At 63.7% G+C, this 18,852-nt stretch carries 24 protein-coding genes; 12 read left to right on the top strand and 12 right to left on the bottom strand.

Annotation, left to right across the window (positions count from 1 at the left end; all coding sequences use genetic code 11):
• Positions 1–56: 56 nt before the first annotated feature.
• From ACEN8I_RS17850 to queF, 7 genes are all read left to right on the top strand, one after another.
• Entirely contained in the window at positions 57–479 is a 423-nt protein-coding gene (locus tag ACEN8I_RS17850; protein ID WP_007867167.1) for a rubrerythrin family protein, read from the top strand.
• A gap of 143 nt (positions 480–622) precedes the next feature.
• Complete coding sequence (locus ACEN8I_RS17855; protein WP_413329909.1) at positions 623–1,972, top strand: (Fe-S)-binding protein; 1,350 nt, start codon at positions 623–625, stop codon at positions 1,970–1,972.
• Positions 1,973–1,995: 23 nt separating this feature from the next.
• Entirely contained in the window at positions 1,996–2,586 is a 591-nt protein-coding gene (locus ACEN8I_RS17860) for a DUF3501 family protein (RefSeq protein WP_413329910.1), read from the top strand.
• 88 nt (positions 2,587–2,674) lie between these two features.
• Positions 2,675–3,451, top strand: coding sequence for a peroxide stress protein YaaA (gene yaaA, locus ACEN8I_RS17865; protein ID WP_413329911.1), 777 nt, complete (start codon positions 2,675–2,677; stop codon positions 3,449–3,451).
• A gap of 24 nt (positions 3,452–3,475) precedes the next feature.
• A complete protein-coding gene (locus ACEN8I_RS17870; RefSeq protein ID WP_413329912.1) occupies positions 3,476–4,309 on the top strand; it encodes a 2OG-Fe(II) oxygenase in 834 nt (277 codons plus the stop codon).
• 240 nt (positions 4,310–4,549) lie between these two features.
• A complete protein-coding gene (locus ACEN8I_RS17875; RefSeq protein ID WP_413329913.1) occupies positions 4,550–5,449 on the top strand; it encodes an alpha/beta fold hydrolase in 900 nt (299 codons plus the stop codon).
• Positions 5,450–5,466: 17 nt separating this feature from the next.
• A complete protein-coding gene (gene queF / locus ACEN8I_RS17880) occupies positions 5,467–6,294 on the top strand; it encodes an NADPH-dependent 7-cyano-7-deazaguanine reductase QueF (RefSeq protein WP_413329914.1) in 828 nt (275 codons plus the stop codon).
• A gap of 11 nt (positions 6,295–6,305) precedes the next feature.
• Here the strand turns inward: queF and ACEN8I_RS17885 are convergent, their stop codons facing one another.
• Positions 6,306–7,160, bottom strand: a complete 855-nt coding sequence (locus ACEN8I_RS17885) for an enoyl-CoA hydratase-related protein (RefSeq protein ID WP_413329915.1) — start codon at positions 7,158–7,160, stop codon at positions 6,306–6,308.
• A gap of 15 nt (positions 7,161–7,175) precedes the next feature.
• The gene (locus ACEN8I_RS17890; protein WP_413329916.1) at positions 7,176–7,508 is read right to left on the bottom strand and encodes a hypothetical protein; all 333 of its coding nucleotides are present in this window, start codon (positions 7,506–7,508) and stop codon (positions 7,176–7,178) included.
• Positions 7,509–7,649: 141 nt separating this feature from the next.
• Here ACEN8I_RS17890 and ACEN8I_RS17895 point away from each other — a divergent pair, with 141 nt between their 5' ends.
• The 3 genes from ACEN8I_RS17895 to ACEN8I_RS17905 are packed head-to-tail and all read left to right on the top strand — an operon-like array spanning position 7,650 to position 9,173.
• Positions 7,650–8,243 carry a TetR/AcrR family transcriptional regulator gene (locus tag ACEN8I_RS17895; protein ID WP_413329917.1) on the top strand — a complete coding sequence of 198 codons (594 nt, stop codon included), beginning with the start codon at positions 7,650–7,652 and terminating at the stop codon, positions 8,241–8,243.
• A gap of 23 nt (positions 8,244–8,266) precedes the next feature.
• Entirely contained in the window at positions 8,267–8,560 is a 294-nt protein-coding gene (locus tag ACEN8I_RS17900) for a YciI family protein (RefSeq protein WP_413329918.1), read from the top strand.
• Position 8,561: 1 nt separating this feature from the next.
• The gene (locus ACEN8I_RS17905) at positions 8,562–9,173 is read left to right on the top strand and encodes a DNA-3-methyladenine glycosylase I (RefSeq protein WP_413329919.1); all 612 of its coding nucleotides are present in this window, start codon (positions 8,562–8,564) and stop codon (positions 9,171–9,173) included.
• Between the two features lie 56 nt (positions 9,174–9,229).
• Here ACEN8I_RS17905 and ACEN8I_RS17910 read toward each other — a convergent pair whose 3' ends face one another.
• The 7 genes from ACEN8I_RS17910 to ACEN8I_RS17940 form a co-directional block, all read right to left on the bottom strand.
• A complete protein-coding gene (locus ACEN8I_RS17910; protein WP_413329920.1) occupies positions 9,230–10,537 on the bottom strand; it encodes an aminotransferase class V-fold PLP-dependent enzyme in 1,308 nt (435 codons plus the stop codon).
• Between the two features lie 114 nt (positions 10,538–10,651).
• Complete coding sequence (locus ACEN8I_RS17915; RefSeq protein WP_413329921.1) at positions 10,652–11,335, bottom strand: plastocyanin; 684 nt, start codon at positions 11,333–11,335, stop codon at positions 10,652–10,654.
• Between the two features lie 107 nt (positions 11,336–11,442).
• Entirely contained in the window at positions 11,443–11,913 is a 471-nt protein-coding gene (locus ACEN8I_RS17920) for a tetratricopeptide repeat protein (protein ID WP_413329922.1), read from the bottom strand.
• Between the two features lie 111 nt (positions 11,914–12,024).
• A complete protein-coding gene (locus tag ACEN8I_RS17925) occupies positions 12,025–12,864 on the bottom strand; it encodes a PhzF family phenazine biosynthesis protein (RefSeq protein WP_413329923.1) in 840 nt (279 codons plus the stop codon).
• Positions 12,865–13,016: 152 nt separating this feature from the next.
• Positions 13,017–13,781 carry an alpha/beta hydrolase gene (locus ACEN8I_RS17930; protein ID WP_413329924.1) on the bottom strand — a complete coding sequence of 255 codons (765 nt, stop codon included), beginning with the start codon at positions 13,779–13,781 and terminating at the stop codon, positions 13,017–13,019.
• 25 nt (positions 13,782–13,806) lie between these two features.
• Positions 13,807–14,556 carry an anti-sigma factor domain-containing protein gene (locus ACEN8I_RS17935; RefSeq protein ID WP_413329925.1) on the bottom strand — a complete coding sequence of 250 codons (750 nt, stop codon included), beginning with the start codon at positions 14,554–14,556 and terminating at the stop codon, positions 13,807–13,809.
• On the bottom strand, positions 14,553–15,164 hold the full coding sequence (locus ACEN8I_RS17940) for an RNA polymerase sigma factor (RefSeq protein ID WP_413329926.1): 612 nt from the start codon (positions 15,162–15,164) through the stop codon (positions 14,553–14,555). The genes ACEN8I_RS17935 and ACEN8I_RS17940 overlap by 4 nt, the downstream gene beginning before the upstream one ends.
• A gap of 235 nt (positions 15,165–15,399) precedes the next feature.
• Here ACEN8I_RS17940 and ACEN8I_RS17945 point away from each other — a divergent pair, with 235 nt between their 5' ends.
• Together ACEN8I_RS17945 and ACEN8I_RS17950 are read left to right on the top strand one after the other, a co-directional pair.
• Positions 15,400–15,981: a DUF3455 domain-containing protein gene (locus tag ACEN8I_RS17945; protein WP_413329927.1), complete on the top strand. Its 582-nt coding sequence runs from the start codon at positions 15,400–15,402 to the stop codon at positions 15,979–15,981.
• Positions 15,982–15,993: 12 nt separating this feature from the next.
• Entirely contained in the window at positions 15,994–16,587 is a 594-nt protein-coding gene (locus ACEN8I_RS17950; RefSeq protein WP_413329928.1) for a hypothetical protein, read from the top strand.
• Between the two features lie 8 nt (positions 16,588–16,595).
• On the opposite strand, the gene ACEN8I_RS17955 is transcribed toward ACEN8I_RS17950, so the two are convergent.
• Genes ACEN8I_RS17955 through ACEN8I_RS17965 form a run of 3 tightly spaced genes read right to left on the bottom strand, consistent with a single transcriptional unit; the run spans position 16,596 to position 18,670 of the window.
• Positions 16,596–17,264: a plastocyanin gene (locus ACEN8I_RS17955; RefSeq protein ID WP_413329929.1), complete on the bottom strand. Its 669-nt coding sequence runs from the start codon at positions 17,262–17,264 to the stop codon at positions 16,596–16,598.
• Positions 17,261–17,725 carry a group I truncated hemoglobin gene (locus tag ACEN8I_RS17960; RefSeq protein WP_413329930.1) on the bottom strand — a complete coding sequence of 155 codons (465 nt, stop codon included), beginning with the start codon at positions 17,723–17,725 and terminating at the stop codon, positions 17,261–17,263. The genes ACEN8I_RS17955 and ACEN8I_RS17960 overlap by 4 nt, the downstream gene beginning before the upstream one ends.
• Before the next feature lie 33 nt (positions 17,726–17,758).
• Positions 17,759–18,670: a DUF3034 family protein gene (locus ACEN8I_RS17965; RefSeq protein ID WP_413329931.1), complete on the bottom strand. Its 912-nt coding sequence runs from the start codon at positions 18,668–18,670 to the stop codon at positions 17,759–17,761.
• Positions 18,671–18,852: the final 182 nt, after the last annotated feature.

Here is an 18,852-nt window from a genome sequence, read left to right on the forward strand (position 1 = left end):
CGGGGGCTTGAAGCATTGGCGATTTGTTCATCCATCAACCCACGAAGGAGATTTCCATGGCTGCTCTCAAAGGCTCCAGGACGGAAGAGAACCTGAAAGCCGCATTTGCCGGCGAATCGCAGGCCAACCGCCGCTACCTGTATTTCGCGAATAAGGCCGACGTTGAAGGCCAGCCCGATGTCGCCGCGCTGTTTCGCTCCACCGCGGAAGGTGAAACCGGCCACGCCCACGGCCACCTCGAATGGCTGGAGCAATGCGGCGACCCCGCCACCGGCCTGCCTTTCGGCGCCACGCGCGACAACCTCAAGTCCGCCGTCGCCGGCGAAACCCACGAGTACACCGACATGTACCCCGGCATGGCCAAGACCGCGCGCGACGAAGGCCATGACGAAGTGGCCGACTGGTTCGAGACTCTGGCCAAGGCCGAGCGCTCGCACGCCAATCGCTATTCAAAAGCGCTGGCCGAACTGGTCGATTAAGGCTGCTTGTTCCCTCTCCCTCTGGGAGAGGGTTAGGGTGAGGGCGAGAGGCGATAGATTGAGCCTTGCCTTCACCTTGGCTGAACCCCCTCACCCCAACCCTCTCCCCGGTGGGGCGAGGGAGCAATGGAAGAGACAAGACCATGGCCACAGAAGGCAACCTCCAGGCGCCCACGCGCCACGCGATCGACTGGAAAAACCCGGACTTCTATAACGAGGAAGCCGCGCTGCACGAGATGGAGCGCATCTTCGACATCTGCCATGGCTGCCGTCGCTGCGTGAGCTTGTGCGGCGCCTTTCCCACCTTGTTCGACCTGGTCGATGAAAGCAAGACCGGCGAGGTCGACGGCGTGGACAAGAAGGACTACATGAAGGTGGTCGACCAGTGCTATATGTGCGACCTCTGCTACATGACCAAGTGCCCTTATGTGCCGCCGCACGAGTTCAACCTCGATTTTCCCCACACCATGCTGCGCGCCAAGGCCATCAAGTTCAAAAAGGGCGAGGTCGGCGCGGGTGAAAGGTTTTTGTCGTCCACCGACGTGCACGGCCAGTTCGCCGGCATTCCCATCGTGGTCCAGGTGGCCAATGCGGTCAACAAGACCAGACCGGCGCGCGCCGTGATGCAAAAAGTGCTGGGCGTGGACAAAAACGCCTGGCTGCCGGATCTGGCGACGAAGAAGTTCCGCTCGGGCGCGCCCGAAGCGCCGCCGCATGCCGTCAAGGACGGGGCCAAGACGCCCGGCAAGGTGGTGATTTATTCGACCTGCTACATCAACTACAACGAGCCCGGCATAGGCCACGACCTGCTCAAGGTGCTGGACCACAACGAAGTGCCCTATGTGCTGGTTGAAAAGGAAAAATGCTGCGGCATGCCCAAGCTGGAGCTCGGCGACCTGCCCTCGGTGAACGCCAGCAAGGAGGCCAACATCCCGGTGCTGGTGAAATACGCGAAAGAGGGCTACGCCATCCTGAGCGCCGTGCCCAGCTGCACCCTGATGTTCAAGCAGGAGCTGCCGCTGATGTACCCCGACGATGCCGAGGTGCAGCTCGTCAAGGCGCATATGTGGGACCCGTTTGAATACCTGATGGCGCGCAAACGCGACGGCCTGCTCAAGACCGAGTTCCCCACGCCGCTGGGCAAAATCAGCTACCAGATCCCCTGCCACGGACGCGTGCAGAACATCGGCAAGAAGACCGAGGAGATGCTCAAAATGGTGCCTGGCACCAGCGTGCACACGCACGAGCGCTGCTCCGGCCATGCCGGCACCTTTGGCGTGAAAGTGCCCTACCACCAGCAAGCCATGAAAATCGGCAAGCCGCTGTTCAAGGCCATGGCCAGCCACAAGGATGGCGGTCTGCCTGACGTCATCAGCAGCGACTGCCCGCTGGGCGGCCACCACATCGCCCAGGGCTTTGAGGTGAACAGCCTGGGCGCGCCGCCGCAAAAGCATCCGCTCACCTTGATACGCACGGCCTACGGCCTGAAATAAGCCCCGACCAGCAGGACGCCGCCATGAAGACCACCGGAAAGATCACCCGCGAATCCCTGATGACGCTGGAGGCCTACAGCAAATACCGCAAGGAGAACAAGCCCGCCATCATCGCCCACCGCAAGCTGCGCAGTGTGCGCCTGGGCGAGCATGTCAACCTGCAGTTTGAAAGCGAGACCAGCATCCGCTACCAGATCCAGGAGATGCTGCGCATCGAGAAAATCTTCGAGGAGGAGGGCATAGAGCAGGAGATAGAGGCCTACGCGCCGCTGATGCCCGACGGGACCAACTGGAAGGGCACGCTGATGCTGGAGTACCCCGACGTCAGTGAACGCAAGCGCGAACTGGCCCGGTTGATAGGCGTGGAAGACCGCATGTTCGTCGAGGTTGAAGGCCACGCCCGCGTCTACGCGATTGCCGACGAAGACATGGATCGCGAGAACGACGAAAAAACCTCGGCCGTGCACTTTGTGCGCTTCGAGCTGGACCCGGCCATGCGCGCGGCGGTCAAAGCCGGCGCCGGCGTCAAGCTCGGCTGCGACCATACGCATTACCCGGCGCATGTGAACATTTCTGCGGAGACCCTGGCCTCGCTGGCCGGCGATTTGGTTTAAGGTTTTTTGCGGCGTGCGCCCGTGTTGCGGCACGCCTGTCGTAAAGTGAGGGTTTCGCCTTACTTGCCTTACTCCAATAACTCAAAGCATGCTGTTTCTTATCTCGCCGGCCAAGTCGCTGGACTACGACACGCCGCCGCACGTAGACACCCACACCCCAACCCTGTTCCCGCGCCAGTCGGCGCAACTGATTGAAGTGCTCAAGACCAAGACCCCGCAGCAAATCAGCAGCCTGATGAAGCTGTCTGACGCGCTGGCGGGCCTGAACGTGGCGCGCTACCAGGCATGGTCGCCCAAGTTCACCGCCAAGAACTCCAAACAGGCCGCGCTGGCCTTTGACGGTGACGTGTATGGCGGGCTGGCCGCCAGGACCTTGAGCGCCGCGCAACTCGACTGGGCGCAGGACCACGTCTGCATCCTGAGCGGCCTTTACGGCGTGCTGCGGCCGCTGGACCGCATGCAGCCCTACCGCCTCGAAATGGGCACGGCACTGGCCACACCCCAGGGCAAAAACCTCTACCAGTTCTGGGGCTCGCAAATCTCCGACTACCTCAACGAACGCGCCGCCGCCGACACCACGCCCGTGGTCATCAACCTGGCCAGCGAGGAATACTTCAAGGCCGTGGACCGCAAGGTGCTCAAGGCGCGTGTGGTGAGCTGCGTGTTCGAGGAGTTCAAGGGCGGCAAGTACAAAATCATCAGCTTTAATGCCAAACGCGCGCGCGGCCTGATGCTGCGCTACGCGATCGAGAAAAAAATCGCCACAGTCAAAAAACTCGAAAGCTTTGACGCCGAGGGTTACCGCTTCGACCCCAAGGTTTCGGAACCCGACCGGCTGGTGTTCCGGCGCAAGCAGGCCGCCTGAGGCCGCATCCTCTTAGCCCCCATCATGCAAACCCAGGCCATCACGCGCGAGATGCAGGACTGGGTGGCGCAGCAGCTCGCGGCCGGGCATGGGCAGCACGAGGTTTTCCAGGCGCTGCTGGACGCCGGCTGGCATGCCGCGGCCGCCAACCGGGCTTTGGGCTTGCAGGCCGCCGGCGAAGCAGCGCTGCCGCAGCCCGCGCAGGCCGTGCCCCGCGTCCGGGCCGACGCCGCCGGCGCCATGGTGGACGCGGGCGACAAGTGGGTGACGGTGCGTGAACACCGCAGCGCGCCCGAACTCTGGGTGTTCGACAACCTGCTCAGCGCCGCCGAGTGCGAGGCGCTCATCGCGGCGGCCGAGTCGCGCCTGGCGCGCTCGCTGACCGTGGACATACGCACCGGCGGCGAAGAGCTCAACCACGACCGCACCAGCCACGGCATGTTTTACACGCGCGGCGAGAACGAGGCGATTCGCCGCATCGAGGCCCGTATCGCCAGGCTGCTGAACTGGCCGGTGCGCAACGGCGAAGGCCTGCAGGTGTTGCGCTACCGGCGCGGCGCCGAGTACAAGCCGCATTACGACTACTTCGACCCCGGCGAGCCCGGCACCGCGGCCATACTGCGGCGCGGCGGCCAGCGCGTGGCCAGCCTCATCATGTATCTGCGCGAGCCCGCAGAGGGTGGCGCCACGGTGTTCCCCGACATAGGCCTGCGCGTGCGGCCGCAACAGGGCAGCGCGGTGTTTTTCAGTTATGCGCTGGCGCATCCCACCAGCCTCACCTTGCACGGTGGCGAGCCGGTGAAATCAGGCGAAAAATGGATTGCCACCAAATGGCTCCGGGAACGCGAATTCATTTGAACTCCAATCCCTCATCCGCAGAACAAAAAACTTCGCCTCATGTTTTTTCATTTCTTTATCTGCGTAAATCTGCGAAATCTGCGGATGATTTTTTATCCACAGATTTCGCAGATTACGCAGATTGAATGCAGGACAAGATGTTTGTTGCAAGATGGAGTCGCCTGCTTTGGGACAGGGCCTTGTGACGCTTGGGAGACTCTGTGATTGAGTCGGCTCCGGGAGCGAGACCCATAATCAATTATGAAAATCAAAGCCAACAACATCGATATCGAAATCGAAGACACCCACCCCGGCGACACCACAGGCCGGCCCGTGGTGCTGCTCATCATGGGCCTGGGCATGCAGCTGATCGCCTGGCCGCCGGCCATGGTGCAGGCGATTGCCGATGCGGGCTTTCGCGTTGTGCGCCTGGACAACCGCGACATCGGCCTGTCCCAGCACTTCGACCACCTTGGCGCGCCCAACCTGTTCTGGGAGGGCCTGAAATTCCGCCTGGGCTGGCGCATACGCCCGCCCTACAGCCTGCAAGACATGGCGGCCGATACGCTGGGTGTGCTCGATGCATTGCAGATTTCCAAAGCGCACGTGGTGGGCGTCAGCATGGGCGGCATGGTCGCGCAGCGCCTGGCGGTGCTTGCGCCTTCGCGGTTGCTGAGCCTTACCAGCATCATGAGTTCCAGCGGCGCGCGCGGCTTGCCTGAAGCCAGCCCGGCCGTCACCCGCGTGCTGTTGAGCCGGCCCGCCGGCAAGGGCGTGCAGGCGGCCGTGGACCACACCGTCAAGCTGCTCAAGGCTATAGGCAGCCCCGGCTTTCCAACGCCCGAGGCGGAGCTGCGCGAAAAAATGACCGCCGCGGCACAGCGCAGCTTTCACCCGCAGGGCGTGCTGCGCCAGATGGTGGCGATTGCGGCCGACAGCGGCCGCGCCGCGGCGCTGGCCCAGGTGAGGGCGCCCACGCTGGTGCTGCACGGCCGCGCCGACCCGCTGGTGCCAATGGCTTGCGGCCAGGACACGGCCAGGCGCATTCCCGGCGCGCGCTTTGAAAGCATTGAGGGCATGGGCCATGATTTGCCGCCCGGGGTGGTGGAGCGTTTATTGGCCCTCTTGATTCCCCACTTCAGGGCCACAACTGCGGGTTAGAAGACAATCGAGTCCACATGAACACCCCTGAACAATCCCAGCTGGGCAAGGCCTCGGCCTATATCGACCAGTACGACGCCTCGCTGCTCTTCCCGATCCCGCGCGAGGGCAAGCGCGCCGAAATCGGCGTCACCGGCACGCCGCCTTTTTTCGGCGCCGACCTGTGGACGGCGTTCGAGCTGAGCTGGCTCAACCTGCGCGGCAAGCCGCAGGTGGCGCTGGCCCACATCACCGTGCCCTGCGAGTCGCCCAACATCGTCGAGAGCAAGTCCTTCAAGCTCTACCTCAACAGCTTTAACAACACGCGTTTTGCCGATGCGCGCGAGGTGCGCGAGCGCATACGCGCCGACCTCAATGCCGTGGTCGGCACCGGCGTGGGCATCCAGACCCTGGGCCCCGAGCTGTTCGACCGCGAACCCGTGCATGAACTCGACGGCCTGAACCTGGACCGGCTGGACGTGGAGTGCATCCACTATCAGCCCGCGCCCGAACTGCTGTTCGCCGAATTCGACGAGCCGCCCGTCGAGGAGACCCTGACCAGCAACCTGCTCAAAAGCAACTGCCTGGTCACCGGCCAGCCCGACTGGGGCAGCGTGCAGATACGCTACGCGGGCCCGCAGATCAACCAGGAAGGCCTGCTGCAATACCTGGTGAGCTTTCGCAACCACAACGAGTTCCATGAGCAGTGCGTGGAGCGCATCTTCATGGACATCTGGACGCGCTGCAAGCCGCTCAAGCTCTCGGTCTATGCGCGCTATACGCGCCGCGGCGGGCTGGACATCAACCCCTTTCGCACCAGCCACCCGCAGGCGCTGCCGTCCAGCGTGCGCACCGCGCGCCAGTAGGCGGCTTGCGCTTACTGCCCGAACTCGTTGAAGTTCTTCAGTGGCGTCAGCCCCGGGAACTGCCCCGCGCGCTTTTCCTTCATGGCCATCACGGACTCGCGCACATGGGCGTTGCTCCAGATCGCGCCCTGCAGCCAGCCCATTTGTTTGAGCGCATCGTCCACCGAGTGGTCGCGCGCATAGTGCACGGCCTGCTTGGTGCCCCAGACGGCCACCGGCGGTTTGGCGGCGATTTCGTTCGCGCACTGCATCGCGGCCGCGAGCATGGCCTCGGCTGAATCAAACACCTCGTTCACCAGGCCGTAGCCCAGCGCCCTGGCGGCCGGCAGGCGGCGCCCGGTGTAGGCCAACTCCTTGACGACGGCCAGCGGCAGCAGCTTGGGCAGGCGCTGCAAGGTGCCCACGTCGGCCACCATGCCGATGTTGATTTCCTGGATGCAGAAAAACGCGTCGGCCGTGGCGTAGCGCAGGCAGCAGGCCGTCACCATGTCGACCGCGCCGCCTATGCAGCCGCCCTGGATGGCCGCGATCACCGGAATGCGCAGGGTCTCGAGTTTGCTGAAGGTGGCTTGCATGCCGGCAAGCAGGTCGAAGATGGCGGCACGGCCTTCGGGGCTGCTGTCGTCCAGGGCGATCTCGCTGCCAAAGGTCTCCAGCGCCATGCCAGCGCTGAAGTGCTTGCCGGTGCTGGAGATCACCAGCACGCGCGCCGCGCCGCTTTGGTGGATGTGCGTGAGCGCCGCGTCCAGCTCGCGCCAGAACAGCGGATGCATGGTGTTCATCGCCTCGGGGCGGTTGAGCACCAGGTGGGCGATGTGATTGCTGGTGCTGAGGGTGAAGCAGGTCAGGGTAGGTGGGGTGTTCATGCCCCCCACTCTAGTTCAGGTTACAAGGTCCAGCCAGTCACACCTGAGACGCCGCGCCAAGTGTGCCCGCGCCCTGGCATACACATACAGCCGCGGCGCCAGTAGGCCCAGCACGCACAGCGGGTAGGCCCAGGTCGCCTCAAAGGCGAAGGCCGGCAGCCAGCCCATCCAGCCCATCACCCAGACCGTCAGCACCATCTCCCATATCTGGCATTCGAGGGGGTGCGCGCCCCGCTGCGCCTCGCGCCAGTCCTTCACACGCTGCAGCTGGGCCAGCGTGATGTGGTGCCAGTACAGCGACCGGGCCGGTGTTGAAGACGGGTTGGAAGGATCAGAGGGATCAAACATAAAGCCTCCGTGCGAGGCTTCAATGTAAGTTTCGTGAAAGCTTCTGTCAACGGCCGAACTCCGGCGATTTGCCGATCGGTAATTGACGAATTAGGATGATCGTCCTAAAATTTCGCGAGTTTCAGCTTCAATGCCCTATTCATGGCCACACCTACCCGCGACAGCATCGTCCAAGCTGCAGACACCTTGTTCTATGAGCAAGGGTTCGAACACACATCCTTCTCGAACATCGCGGATACCGTGAAGATTTCGCGGGGCAATTTCTACCATCACTTCAAGACCAAGGATGAAATCCTGGCGGCGGTTATTGCCGAGAGGCTCAAGCGCACGCGCGCGATGCTGGCGCAATGGGAGGCCGATGGCAAAAGTCCGCAGGACCGCATCCAGCTATTCGTTACCCTGCTGATACGCAATCAGTCCAAGATCATGCGCCACGGTTGTCCGGTCGGCACACTCTGCATGGAGCTGGCAAAGCTCGGGCACCCGGGGCAGGGTGACGCTGATGCCGTCCTGGATGTCTTCCGGGTGTGGCTGCGAGGCCAGTTCCAGGAAATGGGCCTCGGCAAAGACGCGGATGCCCTTGCCCTGCATCTCCTGGCGCGCAGCCAGGGTGTGGCCGTGCTGGCGCAGTCTCTGCACGACGAAGACTTCGTGCGGCATGAGGTGGACCTCATGACAGCCTGGGTCCGGTCCTGTGCCACCGCAAAAAAGGCCGTCTCAAGCGGCTCGCGCTAGTCATCACTTCAAGAGGGTTGTTCATGTTCTGTATCTTTCTCAGGTTTTCAAGCAACAAGGGCCAGGCGCCGCAGCATATGGCGGAGCACAAGCGCTGGATAGACCAAGGTTTCGAGGATGAGGTCTTCCTCGCGACGGGCAGCCTCGCAGGCCATCAGGGCGGTATGGTTCTGGCGCACAACACCACACGCGAAGCGCTGCAAGCGCGTGTGGCGCTCGATCCCTTTGTTGCGGAAAACGTGGTCGAGGCCGAAATTGCGGAGGTAGCCCTCAACAGGACCGACGAGCGCCTGCAGTTCCTGCTGGGTCACGCCTGACATGGATTCGGTCATTCCAGGCCCCGATGGACAGCCACGTTGCCGCTGGTGTGCCGCCGCCCCGGAGTTCCTTCATTACCACGATACCGAATGGGGCTTTCCGGTCACGGATGACCTGCGCCTGTTCGAGAAACTGTGCCTGGAGGGCTTCCAGTCAGGCCTGAGCTGGCGCACCATCCTTGCCAAGCGCGAGAACTTTCGAGCGGCCTTCCAGAACTTTGACTACCGGCGTGTTGCCCGCTTTGATGAACGTGATGTCAAGCGATTGCTCGCCGACAGCGGAATCGTGCGTCATCGCGGGAAGGTCGAGGCAGTGATTCACAACGCCCGCATGGCCGAGGCGTTGGTGGATCGCGAGGGCTCGCTGGCGTCCTTTTTCTGGAGGCGCGAGCCGGATCCCACGCAGCTTGCGGAGTCGCAAACCATTTCGACTTCGGCGGCGTCACAGGCGTTGTCCAGGGACTTGAAGAAACTGGGCTGGAAGTTCGTGGGACCGACTACCGTATACGCCTTCATGCAAGCCGTGGGGCTGATCAACGACCACGCGAAGGAATGTGTCACGCGAATCCAGGTAGAGCGAGCGCGCCGGGCGCTCCTACTGCCCACTCCATGAATTGAGCGCACACCGGCATCTCGCAATTCAAGGGGGACAGCTACCGGCAAGTCGGCTCAGGCCGTGCCCAGGGCCTTCAAGGCCGAAACCAGGCGGTCCAGGTCGGCCTCGGCGGTGTAGAGCGCCGGCGAGACGCGTATGCAAGGCCCCCTGGCCACGCCGGTGCGCCGCACCGTCAGCACGCCATAGCTGTCGCGCAACTGCGCCACCAGCGCCTTGTAGTCGTCCGGTGTCGTCCTGCCGGCCAGGCGGAAGGAGGTGATGCCCGCGGCCATGCCGGGCTGGTCCGGCGTCAGGATGTCCACGCCCTTCAATTCACGGGCGCGGCTGACCCAGTAGTCGCGCAGGTAGCGCAGGCGCAGTTCCTTGGCCTTGGGGCCGATTTCCGCATGCAGGGCCAGCGCCCTGGGCAGGGTCAGCAGGGCCGCAAAATTGGAGGTGCCGCTGTGCACCCGCGAGCGTATGTCGTCGGCCGGCCAGTCCTCGTCGGCCATCGCGCGGTCTATGTCGGCCAGGCGCCCCTTGGCGATATACATAAAACCCAGGCCGACGGGCGCGCCTATCCATTTGTGCAGGTTGAAGCCGACAAAGTCCACGCCGAGGTCGGCCACCTTGAAGTCGATCTGGCCCCAGGAATGCGCGGCGTCCAGCACCACGTCCACGCCGCGCGCCCTGGCCATGGCGGCGATCTCGGCTACTGGCATCACCAGCCCAGTGCGGTGGCTCACATGCGTGAGCAGCAACAGCTTGGTTTTCGGGTTGTTCGCCAGGGCCTCGCGGTAGGCCTGCAGCACGGCGTCGCGCGTGGCGGGCTCGGGGATGTTGAACTTCACCACGTTTACGCCGCGCCTGTCCTTGAGCCAGTTCATCGCGTACTGCATGGAGTCGTAGTCCAGGTCGCTAAAGAGCACGCTGTCGCCGGGGCTGAGCTTGTTGTAGCCGCCTATCAGCAGCTGCAGGGCTTCGGTGGCGCCGCGCGTGAAAGCAATTTCGCCTGGGGCGGCGCCCACGGCGGCGGCCAGCAGCTTGCGGGCCTCGCCCGCGTCGCCGTCGAACTGCGAACGCGCGTAGTAGGAGTTCTCGCGGTTCACCATGTCGGTCTTGGCCTGGTACTCGCTGCGCACCGGGTCGGCCATGATGCCCCAGTAGCCGTTTTCCAGGTTCACTGTTTTGGGCGTCACGGTGTAGAGCGAGCGCACGGCCGCCCAGTAAGCCCGGTCGGTGGCGATGGCTTGCGGCTCGCCCGCGGGCAGGGGCGGCAGGCTGCGGGTGGCGGCTGGGGTTGGGGTCTGGGCCTTGACGGCGGTGATCGAGGCGGTGGCCATGAGGCCCATGACAAAACCGCGGCGATTGGCATGCAGCATGAGACGTATCCTGGTGATGAATGTCTGCGGTTTTTATCCGCCGGACATGTCAGGCATATGTCGCCATGGCTGCGGTCTGTTGGCCGCCAGAGTGCGGGTGTGCGCCCGCTTTGCTCAGATGCGGCGCCGGCGCGGTACCACGCTCAGTTGCAAGGTGAGCTTGCCCGGCGAGGCCGTCACGGTATAGGCCTGCGGCGCGATGTCTATCAGCTGGTCGGCGTGCCAGACCTTGATCTGCGCCGCGCCTTCGGGCAATTGCTCGATTTGTGCGACGCCCTCGGCATTCGTCAGTACGGCCCAGGGCGAATCGCTCACGTACACATGGCCGCGCATGGAGCCGTGGATGTGGCAGCCCAGCAGCACTGCGCCGGCCTTGGTGAAAGTGGCATCGGCGGTCTTGGCCGGCTTGCCTTCGGGCTTGCCGTCCAGGCGCAACTCAAAGCCTTCGCCCGCTGCCGAATTAAATTGCGCCGCACCGGCGGCCGAGGCGCGCACATGGTGTTCCCAGGGGTCGTTGTTGACGAACTGGGCCTTGGCGCCCACGCCCACCACGCTGACGGCCGGCACAAAACGCATTTTTTCCTGGTAAATCGTCACCTGGTCGGGCAGGGGCTTGGGCGGCGCGCCGGTTTTGGCCGAGGGCACAACCACGACGACCGCATCGGGCGCCGGCTTGCCTTCCTTGTCGAGCACCAGAACGGAGAGGCTTGCGGCGCCGGCCCCCGCCGAAAAAGCCAGGCCGGCCAGCAACAAGAGGGTGGATGCCAGCATCCGCGATGAAGAAGAACTGTGTGTCATGGTTTTTCTCTTTCGAATCAGCTCAGGCCGCGCATGTCAAACCGCTGGCAAAGCCCTCCCGGCGGCACGGCGGCGCCGGGAGGGTTCGGGTGCTTCTTGGGTGCTTCTTATTTGGCGGCCGGCTTGTAGTCAGCCACGGCCTTGGCCAGGTCGCGGGTTTCTTCGCAATTGGCGCAGATGGCCTGCAGCTTGGCCAGCTGGGCGTCGGCCTGGGCCTTCTGGTTGGTCTTCAGGTAGGCGATGCCGGAGTATTCCAGCGCGCCCTTGTGCTTGGGGTCCAGCGCCAGCGCCTTGCCGTAGGCGGCGAAAGCCTCGTCGTACTTGCCCATCCAGCGGTTCGAATAACCGAGGTAGTTGTAGGCGTCGGCGTTCTTCGGGTTCTTGGCCACGACCTTGCTGAAGCTGTTCACGGCTTCGGACCAGTTCTTGGCGTCTATGGCCTTCTTGCCGGCCGCGAAGTCGTCGATCTGCGCGTTTTGCACCGGCGTGGTCTGGATGTCGGCCGCCATGGCGGCGCTGGCCAGGGCCAGGGCGACGACGGGCAGGGCAATGAAGTTGCGGATGGAAAAAGCGTTCATGTCGGGCTCCTTGAAATGTTGGTCAATGGGATGCGCTGCAAATCAGCACCTTATACAAACGGCAGTGCGGGAAAATCGGATGCAGGGAACTCGTATTTATTTGTAATGGGCTTAAGCCAGTTCGTGCATGATGCGCGCCGTCCCGGAAACCTTGATCGAGGCTCCCGGGGCAGGCGAAATCTGGGCATGCAAGCGCGAACGCATACCCATGTCCTCACCCTGCACGATGTCGATGGCGCCTCCGTGCGGCCAATCCAGGTCACGCAGGTAACCCGCAAAAGCGGCGGTGGCCGCGCCTGTCGCCGGGTCTTCGTACACACCGCCCGATGCAAAGGGGTTGCGCGTATGAAAAAGCCGGGGCGTTTCCGCGTAAGCCAGGAGGATGGTCACCAAACCCGCCTTGTTCATCAGTTCGCGGCCCGCGTCCAGGTCGTACTTCATGGCCGTCAGCTTTTCGCGGCTTTTCAGGGCCAACACCAGGTGATCCGCCCCGCCATGGGCCAATGCAGGCGCAATACGAAGGTCCAGGTCTTCCGGTTCATAGCCGAACAGCTTCAAGGCCGACTGCACCAGCGGCTGCGGCGCGGCCTGGCTGCGCGTGGGTGGCGATTGCAGCGCGGCGGCAATGGTGTCTCCGTTGCGCCGGCCTTCAACCGTGATGTCGGCCTTATTCAGGCTCAGGGCAAACACGCCATCGCCCCGTTGAAGGGCCAGCGCCGCGCCCAGGGCAATGGTGGCGTGGCCGCAAAAGGGCACTTCGGATTCCGGCGAAAAATAGCGCGCCCGCCAGCCGGCGCCTGCCGGGACGGCAAAAACCGTTTCCGAAAAACCCACTTCCGCGGCGATCCGCTGCATTTCCGCGTCGGCAGGAAAGAAGCCGGTGATCATCACGCCGGCGGGGTTGCCGCCTGTGCTTCCATCAGAAAACGCAGCGATCTTCAAAACGTTCATTTTTTCTTTCCCTTTTTTCTTCCGTTTGACAGACGGAGGTGACCCCCTCCCTTGAACGCCGGTTCAAAGCGCCTGTTGCCAGTGAAGGCCACATGACAGTATGCGCGGACCGAACAAAAAGTGCAGCACCCTTCGCCGGCTGGATGCGGCGCTCACAGCATCGATTGAAACAAGGGCAGGTACTGCGGATGCTGCGAGATCGTGTTGTGCGAGGTCCCGGGCAGAACTTTGAGTGCGGCCGTCCCCTTCTTGAACTGCGCATACAGCTTTTCGGTGCTGGCTGCCGGGATGATCTCGTCGTTCTGGGCGGAGATCAGCAAGGTGGGCGCCGTGACGCGCGCTGCGTATTTCCAGGACTCGAACTTGTCGACTAGCAGCCAGGCGATGGGAAAGTAAGGAAAGCGCTGTGCAGCCAGTTCCTGGATGCTGTTGTAGGGTGTCACCAGGATCAGGCGCGACACCGGCCGCTGGCTGGCTACCCAGACGGCCACGCCGGAGCCCAGGCTTCTGCCCACTACGGTGACGTCCGCATGGATTTTGTTGACATGGTTGAACAAGGCCAGCGCATCACTTTGCAGCGCCGCCTCGGTGGGGCTTCCGCTGCTGCCGCCGTAACCGCGGTAATGAAGCAGGTAAATCGCATGGCCGGGAAATGCCTGCGCGAAGGAGGGCAGGTTGGCCGAAACGTCTTCGGCATTGCCGCCGAAGTAGACGATGGCCTTGGACCCGGTGGCTTGCCGCGTGGTGAGCACCAGCTCCGCATCCTTGACCTGGAGTTGCTGCGTCGTGGCCGGGCCACCCCAGGATTTGGGTTGGGGAAAATAAATCAGCGAGCGTTGGTAAATAAACAGCGCCGCGCAGAGAGCCAGGTAGGCCAGCAGCAGGAGCGCCACAAAAATCGTCACTGCGCGCAACATGGGTGAGGGGGCGTACCGCAGGGGCTCACCACAGCTTGGCGCAATTGCCGCTGAAGACCACGGTCTCGCCGGGCCTGGCCGGGTTGGCGTCAGCCTCCAGCGTCACCAGCAGCTTGCCGACCTTGGACAGCAGTTTTTCCGAGGTGTCGGGCAGTATGGACACCGCCGAGCCGCTGGTCGGCACCGTGCCCAGCGAGAACGCCGGGCCATTGGCCGGCACGGCCCAGAGCACCAGCTTGCCGGTGGCCGGCGGTGTGATGGGGCCTATGACCTTGACCGTCATGGTCTTGCCGTGGCGCAACGAGCTGACCAGCAGCTTGCCGTTACCCTGGGCGTCGGTCAGCAGGCCCACATAGCTTTGCGGCAGCTTTTCGCCCGAACGCATGGCAAGCTGGTCGCTGGACATGAACAGGGTGGGCATGGCCATAAAAAACACGCTGGCCGCGACCACACCTGCCGCGAGGCCGCCAAAACCAAATCCGGCGGGTTTGAGCCAGCCCAGCCAGGAGGTTTTTCCCTGCGCCGCCTGCCGCGCAAGCGTACCCGCGGGCTGCGTGCGCGCCGCGATCGCGGCCCACACCCGGGGTGATGGCTTGTGCGCCGGCACCGACAGGGCCAGCGTACCCAGGCGCGCTTCCCACTGCGTGACACGCACCCGCACGTCGATGCGGTCGCGCTGCAGGCGCTCAAAGCGGCGGCGCGCGCCGCCGGCCAGCGTTCCCAGCACATAGGCTGATGCCAGGTGCTCCAGCAATTCGGGGTTGGTATATCTCATGACGCCACCACGCCCTGCGCAGCCAGGCAGCCCTTGAGTTTTTCCAGGCCGCGCCGTATCCAGGCCTTCACCGAACCCAGCGGCGCGCCCATTTGCGCGGCCACCTCGGTGTGCGACAGGCCCTGGTAATAGGCCAGCGCCAGGCTTTGCCGGTGGCTACCTTCCAGAGCGTTCATGCAGCCTTCTATGTGCAGGGCCTCGGTGGCCTGCTCCAGCAGCTGCATGGCGCTGGGAGCGGGCGCGGCACTGCTCTCCATAGCTTCCTCGTCCAGTTCGCCCGATTCGGGCAGTTCGCTTTCCTTGCGGCGCGCGCGTGCCCGGAAGGCGTCCAGCGCCTTGTTGCGAACGATGGCGATCAGCCACGTCATGGGTTGAATGGGCTGGCCGTCCACCTCGCTTCGGTAGCCGGCCGCACTTTTCCAGATGCTCACATACGCCTCTTGCAGCACATCCTCGGCCGCCTGTCCTTGTCCCAATATACGAACGGCAACGCCAAACAGATGCGTGTGGGTGCGTTCATAGATATCGGCAAAACAGGCGTGGTCGCCTTTCGCCGCGCCGGCGATCAGGGCTTGCAGGCTGCGGGTATCCGTATCGGCCAATTTCATGCGGCTGAGTATAGGGAGTTCCGCCTGGGCGGCAAAAGCCGGCCGGCATGGCCATTTTTTGCGGAAAAACGCATCCGATTTGCGCCGGCCGGCGTTTGTCCCCGGTAGGCCGGACGCCGCGCCGGCCCACACCCCTTCCGCCCGTGGGGTTGTTGGGGCATTTTTACCCGTCATTTTTCTTTTCTTTAACCCGGAGACCTGTCAATATGAGCAGGACTCCTTCCAGGAGATCGCCATGACATCGATTGCAACTGCCGTCGCCCAACCCAGGCTCCATGCGGGCCTTGTGGCCGCCGCCCTGTGCGCGGGCCTCTTGAGCGCCTGCGCGAGCGGCCCGGCTCCACAGGCCTATGCCGGCAAGCCGGCGCCCGCCGCGCTCAAGCCGGCCGACAACGAGCAGGCGGCCTTCACCTGGCATGCGGTGGGCTCGCAGATCTACGAATGCCGCGCCAGCGACAAGGGCGGCTGGGCCTGGGTGTTTGTCGCGCCCGAGGCGGACCTGTTCAACCAGAAGGACGAAAAAGTCGGCACGCACGGCGCCGGCCCGCACTGGGCCGCGCTGGACGGCAGCAAGACCGTGGGTACGGTGAAAGCCAGGGCTGACGGCGAACGCCCTTCGGATATTCCCCTGCTCTTGCTGACGGCCAAATCCGCCGGCATGCCCGGCAAGATGGCCGCCGTCACCAGCGTGCAGCGCCTGAACACCGAGGGCGGCAATGCGCCGGCCAGGGGCTGCGCCACGCAGGCCGACGCCGGCAAACGCGTCAAGGAAGGCTATACCGCCGACTACGTGTTCTTTGCCGCCAAAAACACCTGAAGCGAGTGCAGCATGTCCGTGCTCAAGAACCTCTTTAGCGCCAGCAAAAGCCCCAAGCCCGGGGCTACCGGGCCTGAAACAGGCCCGGTCAAGATGAACCTTGACGAGCGCATGGAGTTCCGGCGCGAGATGCTGTACGAAGCCATACGGGTGACCATGCAGGCCCACGGGATCCTGTCGGCCAGCTACAAATTCCGCGTGGTGCGCAACGACAAGCGGGGCCACCAGTACCTGGTGCTGGTGGACCTTTCCACCGACTTCCTGGATAACCGGGAAGGCGCGCCCGCCCGGCTGGCCGAGGTGGGTGCGGCCATCGCCAAAAATGCCACCGCACGCTACAACCTGCTGGTCAGCGGCGTGTACTGGCAGGTCAATGAACAGATCCAGGGCTTCTCGGCCAGCCGCCCCGCCGTGCTCCGCGCGGGCCAGGACGCGGGCGACTCGCGGCCGCCGGTGCGGCGCCATGAGCGCGCCTCCGCGGAGGAGCTCGCAGCCTTTGAGGCCGCCTGGGAGAAAGGCCGGGCCATGCAAATTGGCGACCGCATTTATTCGTCCGACCTGGCGCCGCTGGAGCCGGACTCCCACAAGGACGACAGCCAGCGTTAAGAGGGACTTCAGGGCCTGCGCCGCCGTGGTACCACCGTGAGCTGCATGACGTTTTTGGCCTGCACCGTGCCCACCGTCACCTGCTGCGGCGCGATATCTATCAGCTGGTCGGCCTGCCAGACTTTCACCTGAGCCGTGCCCTCCGGCAGGTCCTCGAAGGTGGCAATGCCTTCCGCGCTGGTCTTGCCGGCCCAGGGTGATTCACTGGCATAGATGTAGCCGCGCATGGATCCGTGGATAAAGCAGCCCAGCAGGGTCGCGCCTAGCGCGCCGGCCTTGTCCAGCGTGACTTCGCCGGACTTGGCGGGCTTGCCCTCGGTTTTGCCTTCCAGGCGCAGTTCGAAGCCGGCATTCGCCGCGTTGAACTGGCCCGTGCCTGCGGGTGAGCTGCGCACATGGTGGTCCCAAGGGTCGTTGTTGACGAATTGCAGCTTCGCGCCTACGGGCAGCACCGTCACCGCCGGGATGAACTGCATTTTTTCCTGGCTGATGGTGGCTTGCGGCGGCAGCGGGTTTTTGGGTTTGGCGTTTTTGTTGGCCGGCGTCACCACCACCACCGCGTCCTGCACCGGCTTGCCCTCCTTGTCGAGCACCGACACCACCAGGGTGCCGGCCTGCGCCGCCGCGCTGAGCGCCAGCAACGCAGCAAAACCAATTGTGTGCAGAAGCCTGTTCATGGCTTGGCCGCACTTTCCACCGGCGTGATGATGTCGCGGTTCATGGGCGCCAGCAGCGCCAGCATCTCGTTCTGTTTGCGAAACGGAATGCCTTTGGCGTCCATGCTTTGCTGCAGCATTTCCACCAGAGCATGGAAGTCGGATTTTTTGATGTCCAGGTTGGCGTGCGCGCTTTTCATGTCCGCGCCCTTATAGACGCAGGGGCCGCCGCTCAAAGCGCAAAGCTGCTCCACCAGCTGCTCCTTCACGCGCTGCTGGTTGGCCGGCTGGAAGTGCGGTCCTGTGCGCGGGTCGGCCAGCAGCCGCACCATGAAGTCGTCCATCAGCGCGACCAGGCCGGGCTTTTCGCCAAAGGCTTTGTAGAGCTGGTCGTTGTGCGGGGCGGGTGTTTGCGCCAGCGAGGCGCCGGAGGAAAGCAGGCTGCCGGCCGCAAGCGCCAGGCAGATCAACAGTTTGTTCATGACGTGTCCTTGATTGAATGAGGGAGGGGAGTCTCAGAAAGCGACCTGGGCCGAGAGGTAATAACCGGTCTGCTTGCGGCTGCCGCTGGTGGCGGGCACGATCACGCCCAGGTCCACATAGGCCAGCGTCAGCGAGAGGTTTTTGGTCGGCGCCCATGCGATGAAGATGTCCTTCCAGTCCTCCGAGCGCAGGCCGTTGCCCAGGCCCGCGGCGCGGCCCGCGCCCTCGAGCTTGTTGCGCATGAAGCGGTACTCGGCGCCTATGGCAACGTTCTTGCTGAGCAGGTAGGCGATGGAAAACTCCGGCTGCAGGCTGTAGCGGTTTTCATTGCCGCCCAGCGTCGCGCCGTAGCCCAGCAAGCCGTTCTGGTTGGCTTTTGTCGCGCGCAGCGTAGCGTTGACCAGCAGCCCCTGGCCCAGGAAAAGTTTGGTGGCGCTCACATACACATCCACGCCCGAGCGTTTGGCCCCCAACGCGGCCAGCGTGCCGTCCAGCCCCGTCGAGCCCAGCTTCTTGTATTGCACACCCACCGCCACCTGCGGCATCAGTGTGTCGCTGTCGAGCACGGCATCACCCAGCACGCGTAGTTTGGCGCCCACGATAGTCTGCTTCAGGTGCAGCCCGGGCAGGCCCAGCGCCACGCCGGTGTCCCGCGTGTTGAAGTCCTGCCGCGCAATCGACAGTTCGTAGCGGTCATTGATGCCGACCGCCGCGCCATAGATGTTCAGGCCGTAGTCACGCGTGCCGACGTGAGTCAGGTAAGCCGAGCCGCCCGTCTCCCCCGCCGTGGCATTGCTGCCGATGACAGCCCAGGGCGTCAGGCCGCCGCCGGCCGCGCCTTCAATGCTGCTGACACCGCCGGTCAGGAGGAGTTTGCCCGTGTCGGCGTGGGCGGCCGAGGCCATGAGCAGACCGGTGAGGAGGGGGTAAAGGGTTTTTTGCATGGTGGGGGCTTGGGTTTGTTGGGTTTTGTTGAATACGGACGGGGAGGTGGGGTGGATTCAGTTTTTTTTTTCTTTGTTTTTCCAACGGGGTGGTTTTGCTGGGATTTGCTGGCCGGGGGTAGCCCGGCAGCTACTCACTTTTCTTTTGCTTCGCCAAAAGAAAAGTAAGCAAAAGAAAAGGC

Source organism: Polaromonas sp. CT11-55 (genome assembly GCF_047303325.1).
Classification (GTDB): Bacteria; Pseudomonadota; Gammaproteobacteria; order Burkholderiales; family Burkholderiaceae_C; genus Polaromonas.